The organism is Campylobacter sp. DY7 (assembly GCF_057802535.1).
In genome coordinates this window covers 205,775-227,091 of record NZ_JBYJAU010000002.1, presented here as the reverse complement: position 1 = coordinate 227,091, position 21,317 = coordinate 205,775, and the positions used below count along the sequence as shown (strand labels likewise).

General features: G+C 27.2%; 18 protein-coding genes. 5 read left to right on the top strand and 13 right to left on the bottom strand.

Going from position 1 to position 21,317, the window contains the following annotated elements; all coding sequences use genetic code 11:
* From AC1B00_RS02530 to AC1B00_RS02520, 3 genes are all read right to left on the bottom strand, one after another.
* Nucleotides 1-1,016, bottom strand: a 1,016-nt coding sequence (locus AC1B00_RS02530; RefSeq protein WP_488847950.1) for a PDC sensor domain-containing protein, incomplete at its 3' end; no start/stop codon positions are given.
* A 69-nt stretch (nucleotides 1,017-1,085) separates the two neighbouring features.
* Nucleotides 1,086-2,048 carry a sensor histidine kinase gene (locus tag AC1B00_RS02525; protein ID WP_488847949.1) on the bottom strand — a complete coding sequence of 321 codons (963 nt, stop codon included), beginning with the start codon at nucleotides 2,046-2,048 and terminating at the stop codon, nucleotides 1,086-1,088.
* Nucleotides 2,038-2,700 carry a response regulator transcription factor gene (locus tag AC1B00_RS02520; protein WP_488847947.1) on the bottom strand — a complete coding sequence of 221 codons (663 nt, stop codon included), beginning with the start codon at nucleotides 2,698-2,700 and terminating at the stop codon, nucleotides 2,038-2,040. Before AC1B00_RS02520 ends, AC1B00_RS02525 begins: the two co-directional genes overlap by 11 nt.
* A 167-nt stretch (nucleotides 2,701-2,867) precedes the next feature.
* Between AC1B00_RS02520 and AC1B00_RS02515 the strand changes: the two genes are divergently transcribed.
* Nucleotides 2,868-3,170, top strand: coding sequence for a c-type cytochrome (locus AC1B00_RS02515; protein ID WP_239818025.1), 303 nt, complete (start codon nucleotides 2,868-2,870; stop codon nucleotides 3,168-3,170).
* A 29-nt stretch (nucleotides 3,171-3,199) separates the two neighbouring features.
* Here AC1B00_RS02515 and AC1B00_RS02510 read toward each other — a convergent pair whose 3' ends face one another.
* Both AC1B00_RS02510 and AC1B00_RS02505 read right to left on the bottom strand, forming a co-directional pair.
* Nucleotides 3,200-3,667, bottom strand: a complete 468-nt coding sequence (locus AC1B00_RS02510) for a YjiG family protein (RefSeq protein WP_488847945.1) — start codon at nucleotides 3,665-3,667, stop codon at nucleotides 3,200-3,202.
* Nucleotides 3,664-4,320 carry a nucleoside recognition domain-containing protein gene (locus AC1B00_RS02505; RefSeq protein ID WP_488847944.1) on the bottom strand — a complete coding sequence of 219 codons (657 nt, stop codon included), beginning with the start codon at nucleotides 4,318-4,320 and terminating at the stop codon, nucleotides 3,664-3,666. Before AC1B00_RS02505 ends, AC1B00_RS02510 begins: the two co-directional genes overlap by 4 nt.
* Nucleotides 4,321-4,397: 77 nt before the next feature.
* On the opposite strand from AC1B00_RS02505, the gene AC1B00_RS02500 reads away from it, so the two are divergent.
* Genes AC1B00_RS02500 through AC1B00_RS02490 form a run of 3 tightly spaced genes read left to right on the top strand, consistent with a single transcriptional unit; the run spans nucleotide 4,398 to nucleotide 7,727 of the window.
* Nucleotides 4,398-5,489: an amidohydrolase gene (locus tag AC1B00_RS02500; RefSeq protein WP_336611313.1), complete on the top strand. Its 1,092-nt coding sequence runs from the start codon at nucleotides 4,398-4,400 to the stop codon at nucleotides 5,487-5,489.
* 7 nt (nucleotides 5,490-5,496) lie between these two features.
* On the top strand, nucleotides 5,497-6,648 hold the full coding sequence (locus tag AC1B00_RS02495; RefSeq protein WP_488847943.1) for a hypothetical protein: 1,152 nt from the start codon (nucleotides 5,497-5,499) through the stop codon (nucleotides 6,646-6,648).
* A gap of 53 nt (nucleotides 6,649-6,701) precedes the next feature.
* Nucleotides 6,702-7,727 (top strand): hypothetical protein, encoded by a 1,026-nt coding sequence (locus AC1B00_RS02490; RefSeq protein WP_488847942.1) that lies wholly within the window; start codon nucleotides 6,702-6,704, stop codon nucleotides 7,725-7,727.
* 38 nt (nucleotides 7,728-7,765) lie between these two features.
* On the opposite strand, the gene AC1B00_RS02485 is transcribed toward AC1B00_RS02490, so the two are convergent.
* Genes AC1B00_RS02485 through AC1B00_RS02450 form a run of 8 tightly spaced genes read right to left on the bottom strand, consistent with a single transcriptional unit; the run spans nucleotide 7,766 to nucleotide 19,718 of the window.
* Nucleotides 7,766-8,929 (bottom strand): multidrug effflux MFS transporter, encoded by a 1,164-nt coding sequence (locus tag AC1B00_RS02485; protein WP_239818019.1) that lies wholly within the window; start codon nucleotides 8,927-8,929, stop codon nucleotides 7,766-7,768.
* A 46-nt stretch (nucleotides 8,930-8,975) separates the two neighbouring features.
* A complete protein-coding gene (locus tag AC1B00_RS02480; RefSeq protein ID WP_488847941.1) occupies nucleotides 8,976-11,147 on the bottom strand; it encodes an ATP-grasp domain-containing protein in 2,172 nt (723 codons plus the stop codon).
* Nucleotides 11,147-12,403, bottom strand: coding sequence for a F390 synthetase-related protein (locus AC1B00_RS02475; RefSeq protein WP_488847939.1), 1,257 nt, complete (start codon nucleotides 12,401-12,403; stop codon nucleotides 11,147-11,149). The genes AC1B00_RS02480 and AC1B00_RS02475 overlap by 1 nt, the downstream gene beginning before the upstream one ends.
* Nucleotides 12,396-13,226: an MBL fold metallo-hydrolase gene (locus AC1B00_RS02470; protein ID WP_488847938.1), complete on the bottom strand. Its 831-nt coding sequence runs from the start codon at nucleotides 13,224-13,226 to the stop codon at nucleotides 12,396-12,398. The genes AC1B00_RS02475 and AC1B00_RS02470 overlap by 8 nt, the downstream gene beginning before the upstream one ends.
* The gene (locus AC1B00_RS02465) at nucleotides 13,211-14,149 is read right to left on the bottom strand and encodes an NAD-dependent epimerase/dehydratase family protein (RefSeq protein ID WP_488847937.1); all 939 of its coding nucleotides are present in this window, start codon (nucleotides 14,147-14,149) and stop codon (nucleotides 13,211-13,213) included. The genes AC1B00_RS02470 and AC1B00_RS02465 overlap by 16 nt, the downstream gene beginning before the upstream one ends.
* A complete protein-coding gene (locus tag AC1B00_RS02460; RefSeq protein WP_488847936.1) occupies nucleotides 14,134-15,090 on the bottom strand; it encodes a 3-oxoacyl-[acyl-carrier-protein] synthase III C-terminal domain-containing protein in 957 nt (318 codons plus the stop codon). Before AC1B00_RS02460 ends, AC1B00_RS02465 begins: the two co-directional genes overlap by 16 nt.
* A gap of 1 nt (nucleotide 15,091) precedes the next feature.
* On the bottom strand, nucleotides 15,092-18,538 hold the full coding sequence (locus tag AC1B00_RS02455; protein ID WP_488847934.1) for an acyl-[ACP]--phospholipid O-acyltransferase: 3,447 nt from the start codon (nucleotides 18,536-18,538) through the stop codon (nucleotides 15,092-15,094).
* 46 nt (nucleotides 18,539-18,584) lie between these two features.
* Nucleotides 18,585-19,718: a metallophosphoesterase gene (locus AC1B00_RS02450; RefSeq protein WP_488847932.1), complete on the bottom strand. Its 1,134-nt coding sequence runs from the start codon at nucleotides 19,716-19,718 to the stop codon at nucleotides 18,585-18,587.
* Nucleotides 19,719-19,940: 222 nt separating this feature from the next.
* Here AC1B00_RS02450 and AC1B00_RS02445 point away from each other — a divergent pair, with 222 nt between their 5' ends.
* Nucleotides 19,941-21,278 (top strand): sodium/glutamate symporter, encoded by a 1,338-nt coding sequence (locus AC1B00_RS02445; protein ID WP_336611324.1) that lies wholly within the window; start codon nucleotides 19,941-19,943, stop codon nucleotides 21,276-21,278.
* Nucleotides 21,279-21,317: the final 39 nt, after the last annotated feature.

The window sequence follows — 21,317 nt, the reverse complement described above, 5'->3', positions numbered from 1 at the left end:
TTTAGGTTTATTTTACTTGCGTGTTTGGTTTCGTGATTTACTAAACTAAATACTTCTTTAAGACCTTGTTGGATTATGTCTAGTGGGCGTAGAGAGTGTTTGATTAGGAAGTATAGTAATGCTAATATGATTATTAGTGAGATTGTAAAGATTGTTAGGTTTTGTTTTAATAAATCTCCTAAATTTTCATCAAAATCTTTATTTTCATTTGTGCTGCAAATTACCCAACCTAATTTTTCATACACCACACAAACTGCATTTTTAGCGTTATTTTCAAAAGTATATTGAATAGTTTTAAAGCCATTTCTATCTTTTGCTTTACTTAATTCTTCTTTAATTGTTTCTATAACTGGATTTTTCTTCAATTCATAATCTGGATTTGAATGTATTGTAAATTGATTATGTTTATCAAACGCAAAAATTGCATTTGTAGCTGAATATTTAAGTTTTAAAATATTATCTTTTAATGGTTTTAAAGTTAAATCTCCACCAACTACACCTATTATTTTTCCATCTTTTTTAACAGGTGCATAAATTGTAGCTACAACTGTTTTTAATCTATCATCAAAATAAATATCATCGCTTAAACCTACTTCTTTAGCATTTAAAGCTTCTTTAAACCAACCACGACCTCTAGCATCAAAGCCATCTATTACATTTGCTGGAGTTTTTGCATCAGCTTTATAAAAAGTCTTTCCATCTTTTGCTTTTGCAAAATATAAAGCATTAAGACCTGAAGCAGAATATAACAAATTAATTCTTCTTAAAATCATATCTTCATTTGCATCTATATCTATTTCTTCAATAGCTTGAGCAAACTTAGTTGTAAAATTCATTTTACCTGCAAAATAAGCATCAATATAAAGCATAGTAGCTTCAAGAGTTTTTTGCTTGCCATTGTTTGAATACTCAATCGCATCAATCTTTGAACTATTATAGTTCATAATACCAAGTAGAATAAAACATATTACTAGCGGCACACTCACTAGCATTGGAATTTTGTTTGTTAATTTCATGATAGTCCTTTCATCAAAATTATTTAAAATTGATTATAAAATCAATGTGTTAATTTAATCTTAATTATATTATTTATTTGTGTTTTTAAATACTAAAATAAATTCGCTTCCTTTGTTTGGTTCTGAATTAAGCATTATTTTAACTTTATGAATTCTTGCAATTTTTTTGACTATTGAAAGCCCTAAACCTGTGCCTTTTATGGCTTTATTGCGACTTGTATCTTGTCTAAAGAATCTTTCATATATTCTATTTTGAATATCTTTAGAAATCCCTATACCTGTATCTTTTATAGATACAATAATTCGCTTTTTTTGAAATTTTGAACTTATAAAAATTAATCCATTATCAACATTATATTTAATAGCATTGTCAATGATATTATAAAACATTGTCTTTATTAACTTTTCGTTAGCAAAGAAAGCAAAATCGTTAAAATCTAAATTAATTTTAATATTCTTTTCTTTTAATTTAAATTCTAATTCTTTTATGATTTGCTCTAAAATATCTTTAATATTTACACTTTTCATATCAAAATTATTTACTTCATCTAAAAAAGAAAGCTTAATAATCTCATCTATCATTTCAAGCAAAGCACTTGATTGATTATAAATAGTATCAATGAATTGCTTTTCATCTTCTTTTTTTACTAAATTATTCTTAAGCATTTCAGAACTTAACATTATTGAAGTAAGCGGTGTTTTTAACTCGTGAGTTACATTAGCGCTAAACTCAGCTCTTATCTTTTTAAATTGTTTATTATGCTCTTTTACCTGAGTTAAAAATGTTTTTAACTCACTACAATTAAAATCCTTATCAAGCTCATTAATATCCAATTCCAATAAAGGCTTTACTATTGTTTTACTAATATAAAAAGCCAAAATCAAACCAAATACAACAACACATAAAAACGCAATAAAAATACTTTCTAATACAAATTCACTATTATGAACGATATATAAAACAAAAGCTTGTAATAAAATGAGTAAAAAAGATGAAATCAAAAAAATAGCAAAAAATATCCTAGTTCTCATCGCTTAATTTATACCCTACTCCACGAATTGTTATTATATATTTTGCATAATCTTTTAATTTATTTCTTAAAGTATTAATATGAATATCTAGCGTTCTACTAGAAATATTAGCTCCCCAAATCTCTTTTAAAATATCTTCTTTTTTAAGGCACATATTTTGATTTTTTACAAGATGAGTGAGTAATTCAAATTCTTTTAAAGTTAAATTAATTTCTAAATCATCAATGCTTACAATTCTTGTTTTTAGATTAATCTTTAGATTTTTAAAGATAATCTCGCTACCAAAGTCAATTCTTCTTAAAACATTTCTAATTCTTGCTAAGAATTCTAAAATAGAAAAAGGCTTGCAAATATAATCACTTGCCCCCATATCAAGACCTTTTACCTTATCACTTTCATTATTTAAAGCACTTAATAAAATAACTTCTATATTTTTTGTTTTTTCATTACTTTTAATATTTTTTAAAACACTAAAGCCATCTTCGCAAGGCAACATAATATCAAGGATTAAAATATTTGGTATTTGTATTCTCAAAGCTTCATAAAGTTCTTTGGCATTTTTAAAACCTTTTGCTTTAATATTTGAGCTCTCAAGTGCATATTTTACTAAGTCATTAATGCTAGAATCATCTTCTAAAATATAAACAAGCATAAGCTAATTCCTAATTCAAATTCTTTTTAAAAATCTTACATAAAATAAGTTAGTTTTCTAACTTGAGATTCATTATTAATTTAAATAAATTTTAAATATTATTTAAATTTTGGTTTGTTTATCAAAAAAAATTACAATTCTCCCACTTTTTTAACAAAGGAGACAAAATGAAAAAAGTATTATTAAGTTTAGCAGCGTTATCTTTATTAAGCACTGCAGCAATGGCAAGTGATGGAGCAACTTTATATAAAAAATGTGTTGCCTGTCATGGAAAAGCAGCTGAGAAAAAAGCTCCAGGTGCAGAAGTTATCATCAATACTTTAGATGAAAAAACAATTTTAGAAGCATTACAAGGCTATAAAGCTGGAACATTTGGTGGTAAAGCTAAGAAAAATATGGAATTACAAGTTAAAAATCTTAGCGATGAAGATATGAAAGCTTTAGCTGCTTATATCGTAACTTTAAAATAATTCTTAAGTTCAGGAGTAATCCTGAACTCTTATATAAACTTTAAAATTATATTCATTACAAACATACAAATAAAAGCATTCAGAATACTTGTTAAAATAAGTAAAGGCCAATATTTTTTAGCAACTCCTGCAACTCCTAGTAATCTTCCTAAATACTGAAGCTGAGCTCCCATTAAAAATATTGCAGGTAGTATGATAGTAACTTGAACTTCATTTAAAATCCCACTTTTATATAAATTAGCAGCAACCCCAACACCAGCTGATGAACTAAGCCAAGCTGATAATAAAACTGTGATTGATTCTCCTGGTAAGCCAAAAACATTCATAATCACACCACAATAATCACCCAAAATTTTCATAATTCCTAAAATCTTTAGCATTTCTGCAATTATATAAGCCATTAAAACATTAGGAATTAAACTATAAATAGCGATATTAAAGCCTTTTTTAGCTCCAACTATAAAAATATCTAATGGATTTTTGCTCTCGTTATTCATTCAAAATCCTTTCTATAAAATGTATTTAGCATAATTCTTACAAAAATTGCTCCAACGAATTTGAGTATAAACATAACAACAAGTGGTATTAAATTAATGCAAACTAATTGACCTAAAAGCGCTGAACCTATTGCAAAAAAGTTATTAATCATTCCAGCACCACTATATTGCCAAGCAGCAATTACTATTAAATCTTTATCATTTATATAGTTTTTCTCCCTTGCTTCTTTACTCATAGCAGCTCCTGCATCAGTGCTTTGTAAATCAGTAATTAGTATAAGCCCACATAGACCTGGAACTCCTAAAATCGGCTTTAAAATAGGATTTAATAATTTTTGAGCAGCTTTTATAGCACCATAATGCTCCATTACTTCAATAACTCCAAGCGCAAGCATTACAGCAGGAATTAAACTAAAAGCAAATAAAAATCCAGCTCTAGCACCAAATCCACCACTACCAACAAATGTTGTGCCTTTAGCACCATCAACTCCTTTTACAACAGCACCAAAATTACCTGTTAAGGTGTTAAAATCAAATGCTTTTAACATATCATGGCCTGCTAAAAGTCCTGAAAAGAATAAAACCAAAAAGATTAAAGCAAGATAAGCACCTGGCTTTACCTTTCCTACTTCAAATTCCGTAGCTTTTTGCATACTTTCTCCTTTAAAAAGATTAAGAATTCTATTCTACAATAATTTTTAAGATTAGTAATAAAAATAAAGGAGTTAATATGGAAGTTATAAAACATTATGAATATTTACACGAGATTCCAGAGCTTGGATTTAATGAATTTAAAACAAGTGAATATTTAAAAACCACACTTAAAAACGCAGGATTTAAAATACAAGAATTAGATAAAACTGGCTTTTATACAGAGCTTGGAAGTGGTGATGAAATCATAGGTCTTAGAGCTGATATTGATGCTTTAGGGCATATTATAGATAATATTGCCTGTGCAAAACACACTTGCGGACACGACGCTCATATGTCAATGCTACTTTGTGCAGCCTTAAAAGCAAAAGAGCAAAATATCGTTAAAAATAAAAAAATAAGATTTATCTTCCAACCTGCTGAAGAGCTTGGAAGTGGAGCTTTAAAAATGATTGAATTAGGAGCTTGTGATAATCTTAGTGCAATTTTTGGAATGCATATTCGCCCTATTCAAGAATGCCCAAGCCCTAAAGCAATCGCTTCAATGTATTATGCAGCAAGTGCAGCGATTAAAATAGATATAGTAGGCAAAGCTGCTCATGGAGCAAGACCACATCTTGGAATTAATGCAATTGATATAGGAGTTAGCATAATTGATTTAGCAAGAAAGATTTATATAGACCCAAATAAACCTAGCAGCATAAAGGCTACAAGATTTATTTGTGATAGTGGAGTAACTAATTCAATTCCTAGTGAGGCTACTTTAGTATTTGATTTAAGAGCTCAGCATAATGAAAGCATGCAAGAAATGAAAGAAAAGCTTGAAAAAATCATCATAAATATGGCTAATACATACGACGCTAAAATAAATTATGAATACCTAATCAATATTCCTGCAGCTATAATTGATAAAAAACTTGCAAAAATCTGTGAAGAAGTGATTGTGGATACTTTAGGAGAAGACAATTTAATAAAAGAGCAATTCACACCTGGTGGAGAAGACTTTTTCTTCTACCCTATAAAACTAGGCATTCCATCGGCATTTATGGGGCTTGGAGTTGATTGCTCACCAGGGCTTCATCATCCACAAATGCAACTTAATAAAAACGCTTTAGAAAACGGAGTAAATCTATGGCTAAATTTAATCAAAAAATTAGAGAATTTGAAATAGGAATTAGATGAATTATAAATTAGGCATTATTTTATTAATTGATATATGTATTTTACTATGGCAAAATAGTTTTTTAAGCATTAGTATTTATGAACTAAATGAGCTTAGTTCAAGTAGTTTAAATGGCTTATTTGCTAACTTTGCCTTAAGTGTTTTTGGCACGGAACATATAAGATATGCTTATATTATTTTGCATATTTTAAGCAATATTTTACTATATAAAATCTCAATTAAATACCTTAAAAATAATGCCTATTTAGCTAATATTGTTTTTAATCTTACTCCAGGAAGCCTAGCTTCTGCATTGCTAATAAACCCTGCTGGGCTTATTATATTTGTTTCTTTACTTCTTACTTATCTTGCGTTAAATAAGAAATTTTATATATTTTATGGGGTTTTAATAGCTTGTGTTTATATTGATAAAGCAATGATTTCATTATTTATTGCTTGTATATTTTATGCATATTTTAATAGATTATCAAAATTATTAGTCTTATCAATTTTACTAATGTTTGCAACTTTTATAATCTATGGATATGACTTTTCTGGTAAGCCTAAAGGATATTTTTTAGATTCGCTTGCGATTATGTCGGCTGTTTTTTCTCCGCCGTTATTTTTGTATTTTTTCTATACGATTTATTATATTAGCTTTAAAGGTAAAAAAGATTTGCTTTATTGCATAAGTGCGAGTGCTTTTATAATTTGCCTTATTTTATCATTTAGACAAAAGCCTGAAATTGCTGATTTTTTACCATTTTTATTACCTGCAATACCTTTGATTATTGCTAATTTTTTAAACTCTTTTAAAGTGCATTTACCACAATTTAGAGCTAAACATAATGTTATTTTATTTTTTATATTAACTTCTTTAGTAATTAGCTTTTTGTTTTTAATATTTAATCCATTTTTATATAGATTTATTGATGAAAACGAACATTTTGCTAAAAGCTATCATCTAAATAAAGAACTAGCAAAAGAGCTTAAATCTCGTGGGATTAATGAAATTAGCATACATAGTCAAAATTACAAAATCTTAGAATTTTATGGCTTAAAACCTTGCTATCAAAATTGCAAAATCGTAACTCCTTGCGAAAAAGGAAATATAAATATAAACTTTTTTGCTAAAGAATTTTCTTTTTGTTTAAGAAATGAAGATTAATAAATATTTAAGAAAAAGTAAAATAAAATCCTTTATCAATTAAAGGAGATTTAATGCAAGTTAATTTAAGTAGTATCTACAACAATACTTATCATAAGATGGGTGAGAGTTTTGGCGGAGTAAAGAGCGAAAACGAACTAAAACAAATTGATGAAAACATCAAAAACAATAAAATAGACAATCTAAAAACAGGCGATAATAGTGGTAATAAAATCTATTTTGAAAACAAAAATGGCATAAGCTCTGCAAGTATTAGCGATGAAAGTTTAGCAAAATTGCAAAGCCATTTTGATAGTAAAGACTTTTATAAGCGTGAAGATGGGAGTATTATATTAAATGGTAATGCCGAAAAATATGTAAGTGGTTGGTTTAGCGATATTGCTTATGCTAGAGGATATGCAGCTGCTAATAAAAACAATAATGAATTTTTAAATAAAGATGAATTATTAGAGCTTAATGTAGTAGCAAAATTTAGCTTAGATGGCACAAATGCTAAAGATTATAAAGCTTATCAAAAAATTGAGCGTTTTTTGGCTGATAATACTACGATTTTAGATTCTGTTCCTAAAAACATTGATGAAGCCTTAAATCAAACAATATTATCAAATAGCGATTTTGATGATACTATAACTCTAGGCGAGAGCGAAGAATTTGCAAATAATGATAATTTACAAACTTCTTTAAATGTGAATATCTCATCAAATGAAATAAAAAGCATAAATGTAGATGATGAAGAAGCTAAGAAAAAACAAGAAATAGCAAACGCACTCTCAAGTCTTACAAGAATTAAAAATACAATAAATACAAATGGAGTAAAAGCACTTAGCAAGGCTGATTTAGATAAGCTTGAAATTTTAAATATTGATCCAAATTCCTTAGAAAATCCACAAAAACTAGAGCAATTAAACAAAGCTAGCGATAAAGCTAACGAACATTACGCAGAGTTTTTGCATGTTAGCAAGGAATTTATTGATAAAAATATGGCAAAAAGCGATGATTTTTTAGGAGATTTTACTCATGATAGTGCTGCTTTTGCAAAAGAATTGCTTGATAATAAATTAATAGATAAACTTGCTTAAAGAAATAGGAAATTACTTCCTATTTCATAATTTTAAACTTAAAACAATTTAATTATTCTTATTTTTAAAAGATATAAAATACTAGATAATAAGCAAAATACACTAATAACACAGGCTAAAGTAAAGCTTGTATTAGCATTCATAACCCCTACTAAAAACGCCGCAAATCCTGCGAAAATAAATTGCGAAGCACCTAAAATCGCTGAAGCACTTCCTGAGAAGCGTTTTGATTTACTCATTGCTTTTGTAACTAGATTTGGAGTAATAAAGCCTAACATACATAAAGTTAAGAATAAAAACACGCTAAAAGTGTAAAAATTATTAGAAAAAATTATTAAAAGTATAGAATTAATAAACATTATTAAATAAGCAAAAAATATCACTTTAGCTACACTAAATTTATTTGTAAAATAAATATTAAGCCTAGCAGCAATCATAAAACCTAAAGAATTAATACCAAAAATTAGTCCATATTCTTGCAAACTAATATTAAAAACCTTAGTAAAAACAAAGCTAGAACCACTAATATAAGCAAATAAAGAACACATAATTAAACTTGAGCTTAAAACATAAATTATAAAGCTTTTTTTAGATAAAACACTCTTATAAGCTAAGCAAATATTAAAGATTGAAAAAGCGATTTTATTATTATTGCTTTCTTTAAGATAAAAAATACTTAACAATAATAAAACTATTCCTAAAGCAAAAAGAGTTATAAAAATACTTTGCCAAGAAAAATATTTAAGCAATAATCCACCAATGCTAGGAGAAATCATAGGAGCTATGCTTGAGCTAATCATCATTAATGAAAATACCGCAACAGCCTTTTGTTTAGAAAAGCAATCATTTACTATGGCTCTAGCTATCACAACTCCAGCACAACCGCCTAGAGCTTGCATAAATCTTAAAGCTATAAAAGTATAAATATCATCAACTAAAAAGCATAAAAAACTTGAAATTATAAAAATACTAAGACCTATAATTAAAGGTATTTTTCTACCATAAACATCGCTTAAAGGACCATAAATTAATTGACCCAGAGCAAATGCTACGAAAAAACTTGCAATGCTAAGCTGGATAAAATATTCACTTGTTTTAAAACTATCTTGAACCAAACTTAAGGCCGGTAAATACATATCAGTTGCTAAGGGCGCAATAGCACTTAAAAATGCTAAAATTAAAATAAAAAATTTTTCTTTCATAAAATACTCCTAATTTTAAAAACTGATATTGCCTTAATTTGGTAATTTATAATTTGTATTTTTTCAAAATTTTTGCATAAAACTTAGTAGAAATTTTACTTAGTATTAAAACAATAAATCTTTTTACAAACGGCAAATGTTTTATATATAAAAAGCTATATTCAATACAAGGACTTAATTTACGATTTGTCTTAAAAATAGGAGCACCTGAGCTTAGATTTAAAAATTTTTTAGTATTTTTGCAATACTCTAATATAAAGCATTGCAAGGCTCTATAAAGAGTGCCAAGTTCTTTTTGCTTACTCATTTTATAGCCAAGAAAAGGAACGCTTATATAATCATTATTCTGCATAAAGCTTACAAATCCTACAATTTCTTGCGATTTATCAAGCATATAATAAGAGTCTAAAATATTATTTTTTTCTAAATTACATAAATAAACGCTAGAAAATTGTGGATTAAAATAAGAATATTTTTCTAAATACAATTCATTATAAAGCTTTAAAGCCTTAGCAAAATTATCATTTACTTTTATAAAACTAAAGTCTTTTAAGAGCTTTTTATCATCTTTAAAATCTCTTGAAAGCTCTAATAATTCATAATCATTCATCAAATACACTTGCCTAGTAGCTAGCATTACAAAATCATTATTTTTTAAAAAGTTAAACAAATGTGGATTTTGCACTTCATTTACACATCTTAAAGCTAGGATTTTTTTAGTATTTTTTAGTTTAGAAAAATCGTTTAAAAATTTAGTGTTTAAAAACTCATAATTTTCCCAATGTTTTTCATATAAATTAGTGCTAAAACAATGATTGTTTATAAAAACAATATCATCAATATATGTAATTATTTTTTCAAAAATACTAATTAAAGCCTTGCAAACTTGCCTTATAAAAGGATTTTCTAGCTTTATTAATTCATCTTTTGCTATATAAATAAGCCCTCTTAAAGACGCTGTAAAACACTGATTATCATTAGTATAAATAATGTCCGTATAAAAAATATTATCAAGTTTTTTGATATTTACATTTACATTTTTTATAAGCTCATTCGTTGGCTCATAAAAAGCATTTAAAAATCTAGTTTTAAAATCATCTTCTTTAATATCATCTAAATAATAATCATTTAAAGCGTTAAATTCTATATCTTTTGTGCTTGCATCACTTAAATTATAAGATATTTTAAAAAGCCCATAAACATAAAAAATAAAATCTCTAATTCCTATTTCAAATTCCTTTAAAACATCACTTGCTTTATAGTAATCTTTAAATAATTTTGCAAGCTTGAATTCTTTTAAAGATTTTACAAAAAACATATATAAAATACTTTTTCCAACTCTTAAATGAGAATTAGCATTATTTATAAAATGAAGACCACTTGTTGCTCTAGGATTGCATTCTATTAGATATAAGCTGATTTTTTCATCATTTTTTTGCATTAAAAAATCAAAGGCAATTTGTCCATTTAGCTTAAAATTAATTCCTAATTCTTGCATAAAATTAAAAATACATTTATTAATATTTTCATCATCAATTCTTACAAAATAAGAGCCTGCTGAATTATTGATTAAATACCTACTATCATAGACAATATGCTCTTTTAAAATACCATTTTCAAATATTGCGTAATTACAAATTTGATTAGCATTTATTTTTTCTTGTAAAACATAAGGATTATTTAGACTAATATTAAGTTTATTTATATCAATATTTCTAATCACATTTAAGCCAAATCTTGAATAAATAGGCTTTAAAATAAACTTACTTAAATCATACTTTTTAAGTAAGCTAACATTATTTACATAATAACTTTTTGGATATTTAATGCTTACATTTTTATAACTTAAATTACTCATATCTTTTAAGGCTGAAAAAATACTAAATTTATTATGAAAAGTAAGCAAAAAAGAAGTTTTAGGTATAAAGAATTTATATTCTTCATTAGGATTTGCCTTTAAATACAAATCCCTTGCCTGTGCTATGTAAAAAATCTCTTCGCAATTACAAATAATCTTATCAACTTGTTTAAAAAGCTTAAAATACTCATTACAAAAATTATAAAAATCAAATCTAGGGCTAGGCATTTTTATATAATTTATATTTTTATTTAGCAAAATAAAATCAATTGAATCAGCGAAAATTAATTCATCATTTTTTAAAATCTTTAACCATTCAAAGCTAACAGGAGCCCTTGCACCAGTGATTAATACACGCATTAAATGACCTTTATTCTAATTCTTTTATTCATAAATTCAAATCTTTCATATTGCTTAATCATAATTTTTGGACTAATAATATCTAAGTCTTTAAATAAAAATTCTAAATTATTCTTAAGTTCAAGTTCGTATTCTAAATTGTCTATATAAGCAAATAATTCATAATTTTGCTTATTAAAAACAAAGCAATATTCACTAATTTCTTTTGTTCTTAAAACAGCTCTTCTTAAAAAATCAGGAAAAAGCAAAAAATCCTTATTAAATTTATCTTTAAGATAAATTATCTCATCACATCTTCCTTCAATTCTACTAATTTTAATTCTAGCTGAGCCACATTCACAAGGGCTATTATCAATATGCAAAATATCATTTAATCTATATCTTATAATAGGTTGGGTTTGCCTTTTAAAATCCGTAATAATCGGAACAAATCTAGTTTCATCAAGCCATTCTTTTTCAAAATACACAATATCTTCATTTAAATGCAAGTGCCCAAAACTACAAGTATGAGCTAAAAAGCCTTCAGTGCATTGATAAATCTCGTGTATTGTTTGATTAAATCTAGCTTTTAATTTATCTTTTATATGTGGCTCAAGTGTTTCAGCAACTGAAATAATTTTGCAAGGTTTAATATCTAAATTAGTAGCATTTGCAAAATAGCTTAAAACACTTGCAGGTGCTATTAAAATATCAGGCTTATAAGCATTTAAGCTAGTTATATGCTCTTTTATGTTTTTATAAAGGTCAAAAAATCTAAATTCTAAAAAGCTTTTATTAGTGCTTTCGTATAAATTACTATTTGCTCTTAAAAAAAAGGCTATTTTTCTTTTTTTAAAATATGGTTTTGGTAGCATTTTTTTAAGCATATAGCCACTCCAAATAGCTATTTCTTCATCACTTAATAAAAACACTCCACGATTTTGCGAAGTTCCTGAGCTAAGTCCTATTGTAATGTTTTTGTTTTTTATCTTTAATTTAGAAGAAAAATCCCTACTATCTTCTGCTTTTATAGCTATATTAAACGCTGTTTTTTCATCAATATTTAAGGTATTTATTTTAGAAAAATTATCCATAAAAATCTTTTTATCAATAATATTAAAATCCTTTAAATCTAATGATTTTGGATAAAAATCACTATTTAAATTTTTTAAGAATTTGAATAAGGAATTTGCTTGATGTTTATTTAGTTTTTGCCTTGATTTATAGTCTTTTGTAAGTATAAAAGTCTTTAAAAATAAATAAAGTTTTTTAAGCATTTTTTAACCCTTTTATAAGTTTATTTATACTGCTTTCGCAATGACTTGGAACTATTAAAACATTAGGATTTTGCTTAGAAAAAATCTGTAATTTTTCTAAAGTTTCATAAAATTTTTTACTATCATCAAAAAGTAAATTAGCTATCTTAGAAGGCTTTATATTTTCTTCAATACTTTTTATATCCCACACAGCATCAGAAACTAACAATACTTCTAAATCATCACACTTGAAAGCTAAACCAAATTGAGCCTTTGCATGTCCATCTAATCTAAAAATCCTAAAAACATCAAGCCATAAAAACTCATCAAATAATTCATTTTTTATCTTTGTTAAACTTTCAATATCAACTAACTTTTCTAAAAAATCATCTGGAATTAGCTCTTTTAAAAAGCCGTTTTTTAGTGCTAATAAATTATTTTTATTAAATAATTTTTCAAATTCACTCCTAGAACTTACAAAAAAACTATCCTTAAAATCAAGCAAACCACCTATATGATCGGCATGAAAATGAGATATAAAAATATAATCAATCTTGTTTATTCCATCAATTTCAAGCAATTCTTTTAGGCTTTTTTTAAGCCTTACAGGAGTTATTAGTGCATATAATTTATTTGGAAATTTTGCAGTTGCATTAAAAAAATGCTTAGAATATCCACTATCAAATAAAACATTTAAAATCTTACCCCGAAAAAGTACTTCAAAATAAACACTCAAGGCTAAAAAATTAGTCTTTTGCAATTTCTCACTACTTAAGGCTATATTTTTATAACTTTTACAAGAGCCTGTTATATAAACCTTTGCTTTTATTATTTTGCTTTGCATTTTAAAAGCCCATCTTTGATAGAATAAATTGGCTCATATCCTAAAATCTCTTTTGCCTTGCTAATATCTAGCGTTTGAGAATAAGATATTAAGCCTAAGGTGTAATTCGTAATCAAAGGCTCTTTTATAAGCTTTGCTTTAGCTAAAAGTTCGCTAGTATTTGCAAATATTTTTAAAGCTTTTTGATTGACTTTTTTTATCTTTAAATTTGGCTCTAAAATATCTTGTATTAAAGTATAAATATCTTTTAATTTTAAGCTCTCATCATTTGTTATATTAAAAACTAAATTTTCATCACATTTACTAGCTAAATAAATAGCATGAGCTACATTTGCTGAATATGTTATATCGCAAATTACCTCATCATTTACTAAAGGCATAAAATTAAGCTTTTTAAGTCTTGGAAGCAATACATTATCATATTCTCCAAATATCCCCCTTGGTCTTAAAATCACATATTTTAAACCTGAAGTTAAAACTAAATGCTCCGCTAAAAACTTTGTATATGTATATAAACTTGCAAATTTTTTAATCACTAAATCTTCTTTAATATTAAAGCGATTTGTATAATCAAAATAAATGCTAGGACTTGAAATAAAAATTATTTTTTCTATACAATGTTCTTTTGCTGCTTTTATAATATTTGAAGTTGCTAAGACATTATGTTTATAAAACTCATCTAAACTACCCCAAGCAGAGCTTAAAGCAGCTGAATGTATAAGACAATTTGCCTTTGAAAATACATTTAAAACCTCATCTAAATTACTTAAATCGCATTTTTTAAAATTAGCATTTAGGCTAGTTCCGATTACTTCATTTCTACCAAGAGCTAAAATACTATCTTTATCATTAATATAATCAACAAAAGCCCTTCCTAAGCCACCAGTTGCACCTGTTAAAATATAATCTAAGGTTTTTGCCATAACACACATCCTAGCGAAACTCCTGCACCAGTGCCTAAAAATAATAATTTTTCGCCACTTTTTAAGTCTTTGGTTTTAATTACGAAATTAAGTGCAATTGGAAGTGATGATGCTATTTGATTTCCGTGGTTTTCAAAAATATTTATAATTTTTTCGCTAGGCAATTTTAAATATTTTATAGCGTTTTTTAAAGAGCTAAAACTTGCTTGATGTGGAATAATATAAGAAATTTCATCATAATTTATATTACAATCTGCTAAAAACGCAGGCATTTCATTCATTACAAGCCTAAATAATTCCTTGCCATTCATACAAAATTGCCCTAATTTGCTTTGGTCTTTATAATCTCTTGGATTATATAAATACCCACCTGATTTTAAAGTGCAAATCTCATAACCACTTGAACAAGTATAAAAATTACTTTTAATTAATCCCCCACTTGATGATTTTTTAAAAATAACTGCACTAACGCCATCTCCAAATAATCCTGCTGTGCCAAGATTTTCCCAATCAAGCCCAACGCTTGCTACATCAACGCTAACAAATAAAATATATTCGAATTCTTCAATCATTCTACTAGCAATATCAAATGCTCTTAAAAATGATAAACAAGTCATATTCACATCAAAACTTCCAACATTACTTGAAAGCTTTAATAATCTATGAATATTTGAAGCATTGTATGGAATCGCCATTTTATTTACTGCACCAGAACTTATAATACAAGCGATTTTATCTTTAGTAATATTTGCATTTTTTAAAGCTTCATCAACGGCTTTTAAAATATATTCATCAATATCCTTTACATCATCAAAAAAATGTCTTGATTTTAGCTTTGTAACCTTCTCTATACTTGATAGATTAAACTTCTTTTCAAGCTCATTATTGCTAACTTCTCTAGGTAAAGCTACTCCTATTCCTGCTATATCAATATTTCTCATTTTAAATTCCTAATTCAAATTCTTTTGCCAAAGCCTTTACTTTAGAATAATCTACCTTGCCACTTCCTAAAATAGGCATAGCATTTGTATGAATATATAAACTTGGCTTATAAATTGCAAGCATTTCGCTTTGCTTTATTAAATCTACAAGATTATTAAACTCGCTCTCATCACATTCAATTACAAGTGCTATTAATTCTCCTTTTTTGCTATCTTCAAGTGAAGTTGCACATACTTTTAAATCTCCTGTAATTTTTGCTACCATTTCTTCAACTAATCCAAGCGAAATCATCTCTCCGCCGATTTTTGCAAACCTTGAATATCTATCTACGATATATAAAAATCCATCTTCATCTAAATGTCCTTTATCGCCTGTTTTATACCATCTAATGCCATCAATTTCTACTATTACTTCATTAGTTTTATTGGTATCGTTTAAATATCCTTGCATTACTTGATGTCCGCCTATTAAAATAAGCCCGTCTTCATTTACTCCAAGCTCTTTAAAGCTATTTGGATCAACTATTCTAATAGCTGTGCCAATTAGTGGCATTCCAACACTTCCAACCTTATTTGCTCTATGTAAAGTCCAATAAGTGCTGTCAAATTGATTTGGTAAATTCACACTTGCAACTGGCGTTGTCTCAGTAGCTCCGTAACCTTCATAAATATTCTTTTTAAACTTTAACTCAAATGCTGTTTTAATCTCAGGCTTTAATTTCTCAGCCCCTGCAACAACAATTCTAAGACTTTCAAACATAATTTCATCAAGCTTTTTATTTCTTGCATATATCCCTAAAAATGTTGAAGTTGCACACATAATACTAACTTCATTTTTTACAATAACTTTTGCAATGCCTAAAGCATCGGTTGGATCAGCATAGGTTGCACTCTTAATTCCTTCAATTAATGGCATAAAAGTTGTAACCGTTAGGCCAAATGCGTGAAATGGTGGTAAAGATGCAAGAATTACATCATTATTTCTAGCACAAATTACATTTGAGATTGAACTAATATTGCTTAAAATATTTTTATGACTTAGCATTACACCTTTTGGCGTGCCTTCACTTCCACTGCTAAATAATATTGCTGCTGTTTTTTCATTGCTATAATTTTTTGTAAATATTGCCTTTAGCATAAAACTTGGCAAAATTGTGCTTATAAATATATAGCTTAATACTTTTAATTTTTCTTTTTTAAAGTGACTAACTATATCTTCTAAATAAATTAATTTAACATTATCTAACTCAAGTTTAAAGCCTTTGCTTTCAAGCTTTTCTAAGAATTTTTTAGATGTATAAATATGCTTTATATTTGCATTTAAAATAGCTTTTTTAATAGCAGTAATTCCTGCTGTATAGTTTAGATTTACAACGCACTTTCCAGCGATTAAACTTGCTAGATTTATTAGACTTGAAGCAAAAGAAGCTGGTAAAATTATTCCGATATTATCATTATTAGGGATTTTTTTGCTAAGCATTAGGCTTAGAGCTAAAAGTTTTTTATAACTTATTTCTCCTGCTAAAGGATCGCTTATAGCTATATTTGATGAATACTTTTTAGCTGTATCAATGAATGATTTTTCTATGCTAGCAAGATTATCGCATTGAAGTTTTGTTGCAATAAAAGATAATTCAAATACCTTTTGCTTTAATTTTTCTTTACTTGTATGAATACTTAAAGGCTTGCTAAATGCTAGAGAAATTTCTCTTTTTGATATTTTTTTATTACTTAAATTATATTCTTCTTTACTTCTTGAAAACGAACTTCCCCAAAGCCCATAAATATAAAAAGCAACGATAACTCCATCATTTTCACTAAGATTTTTGCAAGCTAATTCATATCCACTTTTAAATTCATTCAAATGTCCGTGTCTTGAGAGTGTGCCTTCAGGAAACAAACATACGATTTCGCCTTTTTTAATAAAACTAGCTATTAATTCTAAGGCTTCTTTACTTGCAGCTTGATTTACAGGAATTACTCCAAAATGCTTTACAAACATTCTAATATACCATTTTTGATAGTATTTTCTCTCCATTACAAAATGAACTTTTTTAGGAATAGCCATTTGTATAATAGCCCAATCAATAAAAGAAATATGATTTCCTAACAACAACACTCCGCCATTTTGTGGGATATTTTCAAAGCCATTTACAAATAATCTATATTTTTGCAAAAACGCTAAACTTACTAATATTCTTACCAAAGAAAAAGGTAGTTTTAAAACAACATATAAAGAGCCACAAAGAGCAACCAAAACAATGAAATAAAACAAATATAAAACATCAATTTGTAAATACGCAAACAAGGTTGCAATAATTACAAAACTTAGCATAAAAATATTTTGAATAAAGTTATTTCCTGCTAAAACTACGCCTAATTCATTTTCTTTAGCATTAAATTGCACTAAAGAGCTAAGCGCAACCACAAAGCAACTTCCACTAACTCCAAATATAAAAAATACTAAGGCAAATAAACTTAAGCTATTTATAAAACTAATTAAAATTGAGCATATTAATATACCTAATGCACCGAGTGGAATAAGCCCTAATTCAATGTAGTTTTTAGAAAATCTTCCTGCTATTATTGAGCCAACGATTACACCTATTGCACTTGCTGCTAATACTAATTGCACATAAAATGTATTGTTTTCGTTTAGATGATTTTTAGCAAATACAGGAAAAGATACTAAATAAAGCTGTGAAATTGCCCAAAATAATGAAATACCTATTATGCTAAGCCAAATTGTATTGTTTTTAAAGATTAGGCTAAGGTTGTTTTTAAGCAATTTTGCTCTTAAATAATCTGCTTTATTAAAGGCTAAATCTTTATTATCTGCTCTAGTTTCTGGCAAAGTTCTTGCTAATAAATATTCACAAAATGCAAAAAGAACTAAGATAATTCCTAAAGGAGCAACCTGTATTAAAATATCTTCTTTACTAATAAAAATATCCAAAAGCATTTCAAAACCAAGCGAAAACACTAGCATTCCAAGTAAAATAGCTATTATACTAACAGCATTAATACTAGCATTACCGATAGCAAGTTTTTTAACACCAACCAATTCTTTAATATAGCCGTATTTTGCAGGAGAATAAAAGGCTGATTGTATGCCTAGAATTAAAGTCATTATAAATGCTAAATAAAAATTACCTAAATAATACGAAAAGCAAATTATTAAGAGTAAAAATACATTAATTAAAGCTGAGATTTTCATAACTTTATTTTTTGAAAATCTATCTGCTAAAAAGCCTGAGAGTGAAAATGCGAAAATATAAGGTAATAATATCAAAGCATTTATGATAGCTGTAAGTAATAATTGCGTGCTTCCTTCATAAACCTTATAAATCGTATTTTGAATTATAATTTTATGCCCTAAATCTACAAAGGCATTTAAAAACCCTATTGTTAAAAAGGCAATTATGCCTTTAATTTTAAAAAAGTCCATTAAAACCCCCTTAATTTAGCTAATATTACCTAAAGTGTAATAATGATTACTCTTTGCTCTTTAAATTAATCATCACTATCTCGCTTTTTGCAATTAATCTTGCAACAACTCCCCAAAATCCTGCTCCACTTGTTACATACATTTTGTATTTTTCATAATATCCATATAAAAATCCTTGCTCAAGCTTTACAGCTAAGCTAAATGGGAAAATCTGCCCTGCATGAGTATGACCTGCTAGAATTAAATCATACGAGCTTACATCGTGCAATTTTGCGAATTTTGGCTGATGAGTTAGCAAAATATTTGCCTTTAAAGAGTTTGGCTTTAAAGCGTTTATATCAGGCTTAAAGGTATTTAGCTTATTTCCCATCAAATCATTTACACCTGAGATTACAAAATCATTAAATTCTATGCTTTTATTATCTAAAATATTTATATTATATTTTTTTAATTCTTCTACTATGCTTGCAACTCCGTGATAATATTCGTGATTGCCTAAGACATAAAAAGTGCCATAAGTTGAGCTTAAATCATTTAAATAATGAAGGCATTTAATATCTTTAATAGAGCCATCAATTAAATCCCCCGAAATTGCTACTAAATCAGGCTTTTGCTCGTTTATTCTATCTACGATTTTTTTAAAAAAATCATCATTTAGATTTCTTTTTAGATGAATATCTGCTATTAGGGCTATTTTAAGATTATTTTTAAGCTTGTTATTGCTTAGTGTAATATTCTTAATTTTAGGAGTTTTGATAGCATTTTTGCATACTTTATAAAAGAAGAAAAAGGCTAAAAAAGTATAAACGATAGAAAGCTCAAAACTAATCTTGCTTAAAAATATGCAAAATAACGGAATAAATATTACAATCTCCCAAATATCAATATTTTTAGCAAAATCTATTGAATAAATCTGCTTACTTTTAAGATATTGAAAACTCATTAAAATTAAAAAAACCAAAGTGCTAAAAATAAGCAAAATCAAAGTATAAAACAAAAGCTCTTTTACTAAATTTATATCACTTAAAATATTTATCTCAAGTGCAAATATCAAAGAAAACAAAGCTACAATTAATTTTCTAATTTTATTAAAAGTATTTAATTTTATTACTCTTAAAAGAATGTTTGCATTAGTAAAAAATATAGCCAAAAAATACAAAATACTAAAAACAATATTCATTTTTAATCCTTTTTAGTTTTTGTTATTATAAAGATTTATAGTGTTTTTAAACTAAATCAAAATTTGTAATTCCTATTTCAAATTCTTTGAAATTTGTAATATCCTTAAGATTAAAATAGTTTTGATTACAAATTTACACATTTTAATAAATTACTTTGCTTATATTTGTAACAAATTTAATCTTTTAAGACAAAATAAAAAACTTAATAAAAAGGAGAGCTTATGAACACAATAAATTATGGCATTGCTAAACTTATTAGCAATGATAATGGTTCTAGCATACTTGAGCTTAATTTTTATAGCACATTTATTTGTATTATGCTAGTTTTAATTTTAGGAAGAGTGATTACTAAATACTCAAAATTCTTAAAAAACTACGATATTCCTGAGCCTGTAACTGGCGGTATTATCGTTGCATTTATCTTATTCTTGTCTAGCTATTATGCTAATTTTACTATTAAGTTTGCAGAAGATATCAAAACTCCGCTTTTACTAGCGTTTTATGCTACGGTTGGGCTTAGTGCTGATTTTAATAGCATTAAAAAAGGTGGTAGTTTATTAATCACTTTTGCTATTGCTGTTTTTGTTTTACTAATAGTTCAAAATGGTATCGGAGTAGCTGTAATGAAAGCTATGGGTGAAAATCCTTTAATAGGCTTACTAGGTGGCTCAATTACTCTAAGTGGTGGTCATGGAACAGGTGCAGCATGGGGCGCTACATTTCAAGCAAGTCCTTATAATTTCTCTCAAGCAACCGATATAGCAATGGCATGTGCAACATATGGACTTATTGCTGGTGGTCTTATAGGTGGTCCTATGGCAAACTATTTAGTAAAGAAATTTAATCTAAAAAGCGATGAAATAGAAAGCAGTGAAACCTCAAGCGATGAAGCATTTACAAGCCCACAAAAAGTAAGATTAATAACAAGTGATAGTTTTATTACAAGCTTAAGCTTAATCGCACTTGCTTTAGTAATAGGAAATACTATTGATTATTTATGTAATTTTTTAAATAAAATCACTATACATGAAGTAGTTGATAAAGTAACTGGTGCAGTAACTATGGAGTCTAATAGTGTATTAAGCTTCTTAGATAGTATGCCAACTTTCGTTTGGTGCTTATTTGCTGGAATTATTATTAGAAACGGCTTTAGCTCGCTTAATATTCATAAAGTTTTTGATAGAGAAGTAGGCGTTATCGGAAACGTTGCTTTATCATTATTCTTAGCAATGTCAATTATGACTTTAAATATCGTTGAGCTTATAAAACTAGCTGTTCCAATTAGCGTGTTATTAATAATTCAAACAATAGCAATTATTATTTATGTAAGATATGTAACCTTTGTAATATGTGGCAAAAACTACGCAGCTGCTTGTCTTGTTGCAGGGCATTGTGGCTTTGGTATGGGAGCAACTCCAACAGCGATTGCAAACTTACAAGCTGTAACTAATCACTTCGGACCTTGCAAAATCGCATTCATTGTAGTGCCTATTATGGGTGGATTTTTAGTAGATATTGTAAATGCTATTATAATTAACGGCTTTGTGAAGTTTTTATAATAATTTTTAGGAATTTCATTTTTGAAATTCCTATTTCAA

Excerpts from the sequence above, each read along its gene's own strand:
- AC1B00_RS02495 (WP_488847943.1), top strand. The coding sequence starts at position 5,497 with ATGAATTATAAATTAGGCATTATTTTATTAATTGATATATGTATTTTA.
- AC1B00_RS02450 (WP_488847932.1), bottom strand. The coding sequence starts at position 19,718 with ATGAATATTGTTTTTAGTATTTTGTATTTTTTGGCTATATTTTTTACT.
- AC1B00_RS02500 (WP_336611313.1), top strand. The coding sequence starts at position 4,398 with ATGGAAGTTATAAAACATTATGAATATTTACACGAGATTCCAGAGCTT.
- AC1B00_RS02510 (WP_488847945.1), bottom strand. The coding sequence starts at position 3,667 with ATGAATAACGAGAGCAAAAATCCATTAGATATTTTTATAGTTGGAGCT.
- AC1B00_RS02485 (WP_239818019.1), bottom strand. The coding sequence starts at position 8,929 with ATGAAAGAAAAATTTTTTATTTTAATTTTAGCATTTTTAAGTGCTATT.
- AC1B00_RS02505 (WP_488847944.1), bottom strand. The coding sequence starts at position 4,320 with ATGCAAAAAGCTACGGAATTTGAAGTAGGAAAGGTAAAGCCAGGTGCT.
- AC1B00_RS02470 (WP_488847938.1), bottom strand. The coding sequence starts at position 13,226 with ATGCAAAGCAAAATAATAAAAGCAAAGGTTTATATAACAGGCTCTTGT.
- AC1B00_RS02445 (WP_336611324.1), top strand. The coding sequence starts at position 19,941 with ATGAACACAATAAATTATGGCATTGCTAAACTTATTAGCAATGATAAT.
- AC1B00_RS02480 (WP_488847941.1), bottom strand. The coding sequence starts at position 11,147 with ATGCGTGTATTAATCACTGGTGCAAGGGCTCCTGTTAGCTTTGAATGG.
- AC1B00_RS02475 (WP_488847939.1), bottom strand. The coding sequence starts at position 12,403 with ATGCTTAAAAAACTTTATTTATTTTTAAAGACTTTTATACTTACAAAA.
- AC1B00_RS02465 (WP_488847937.1), bottom strand. The coding sequence starts at position 14,149 with ATGGCAAAAACCTTAGATTATATTTTAACAGGTGCAACTGGTGGCTTA.
- AC1B00_RS02490 (WP_488847942.1), top strand. The coding sequence starts at position 6,702 with ATGCAAGTTAATTTAAGTAGTATCTACAACAATACTTATCATAAGATG.
- AC1B00_RS02455 (WP_488847934.1), bottom strand. The coding sequence starts at position 18,538 with ATGGACTTTTTTAAAATTAAAGGCATAATTGCCTTTTTAACAATAGGG.
- AC1B00_RS02515 (WP_239818025.1), top strand. The coding sequence starts at position 2,868 with ATGAAAAAAGTATTATTAAGTTTAGCAGCGTTATCTTTATTAAGCACT.
- AC1B00_RS02460 (WP_488847936.1), bottom strand. The coding sequence starts at position 15,090 with ATGAGAAATATTGATATAGCAGGAATAGGAGTAGCTTTACCTAGAGAA.
- AC1B00_RS02525 (WP_488847949.1), bottom strand. The coding sequence starts at position 2,048 with ATGAGAACTAGGATATTTTTTGCTATTTTTTTGATTTCATCTTTTTTA.
- AC1B00_RS02520 (WP_488847947.1), bottom strand. The coding sequence starts at position 2,700 with ATGCTTGTTTATATTTTAGAAGATGATTCTAGCATTAATGACTTAGTA.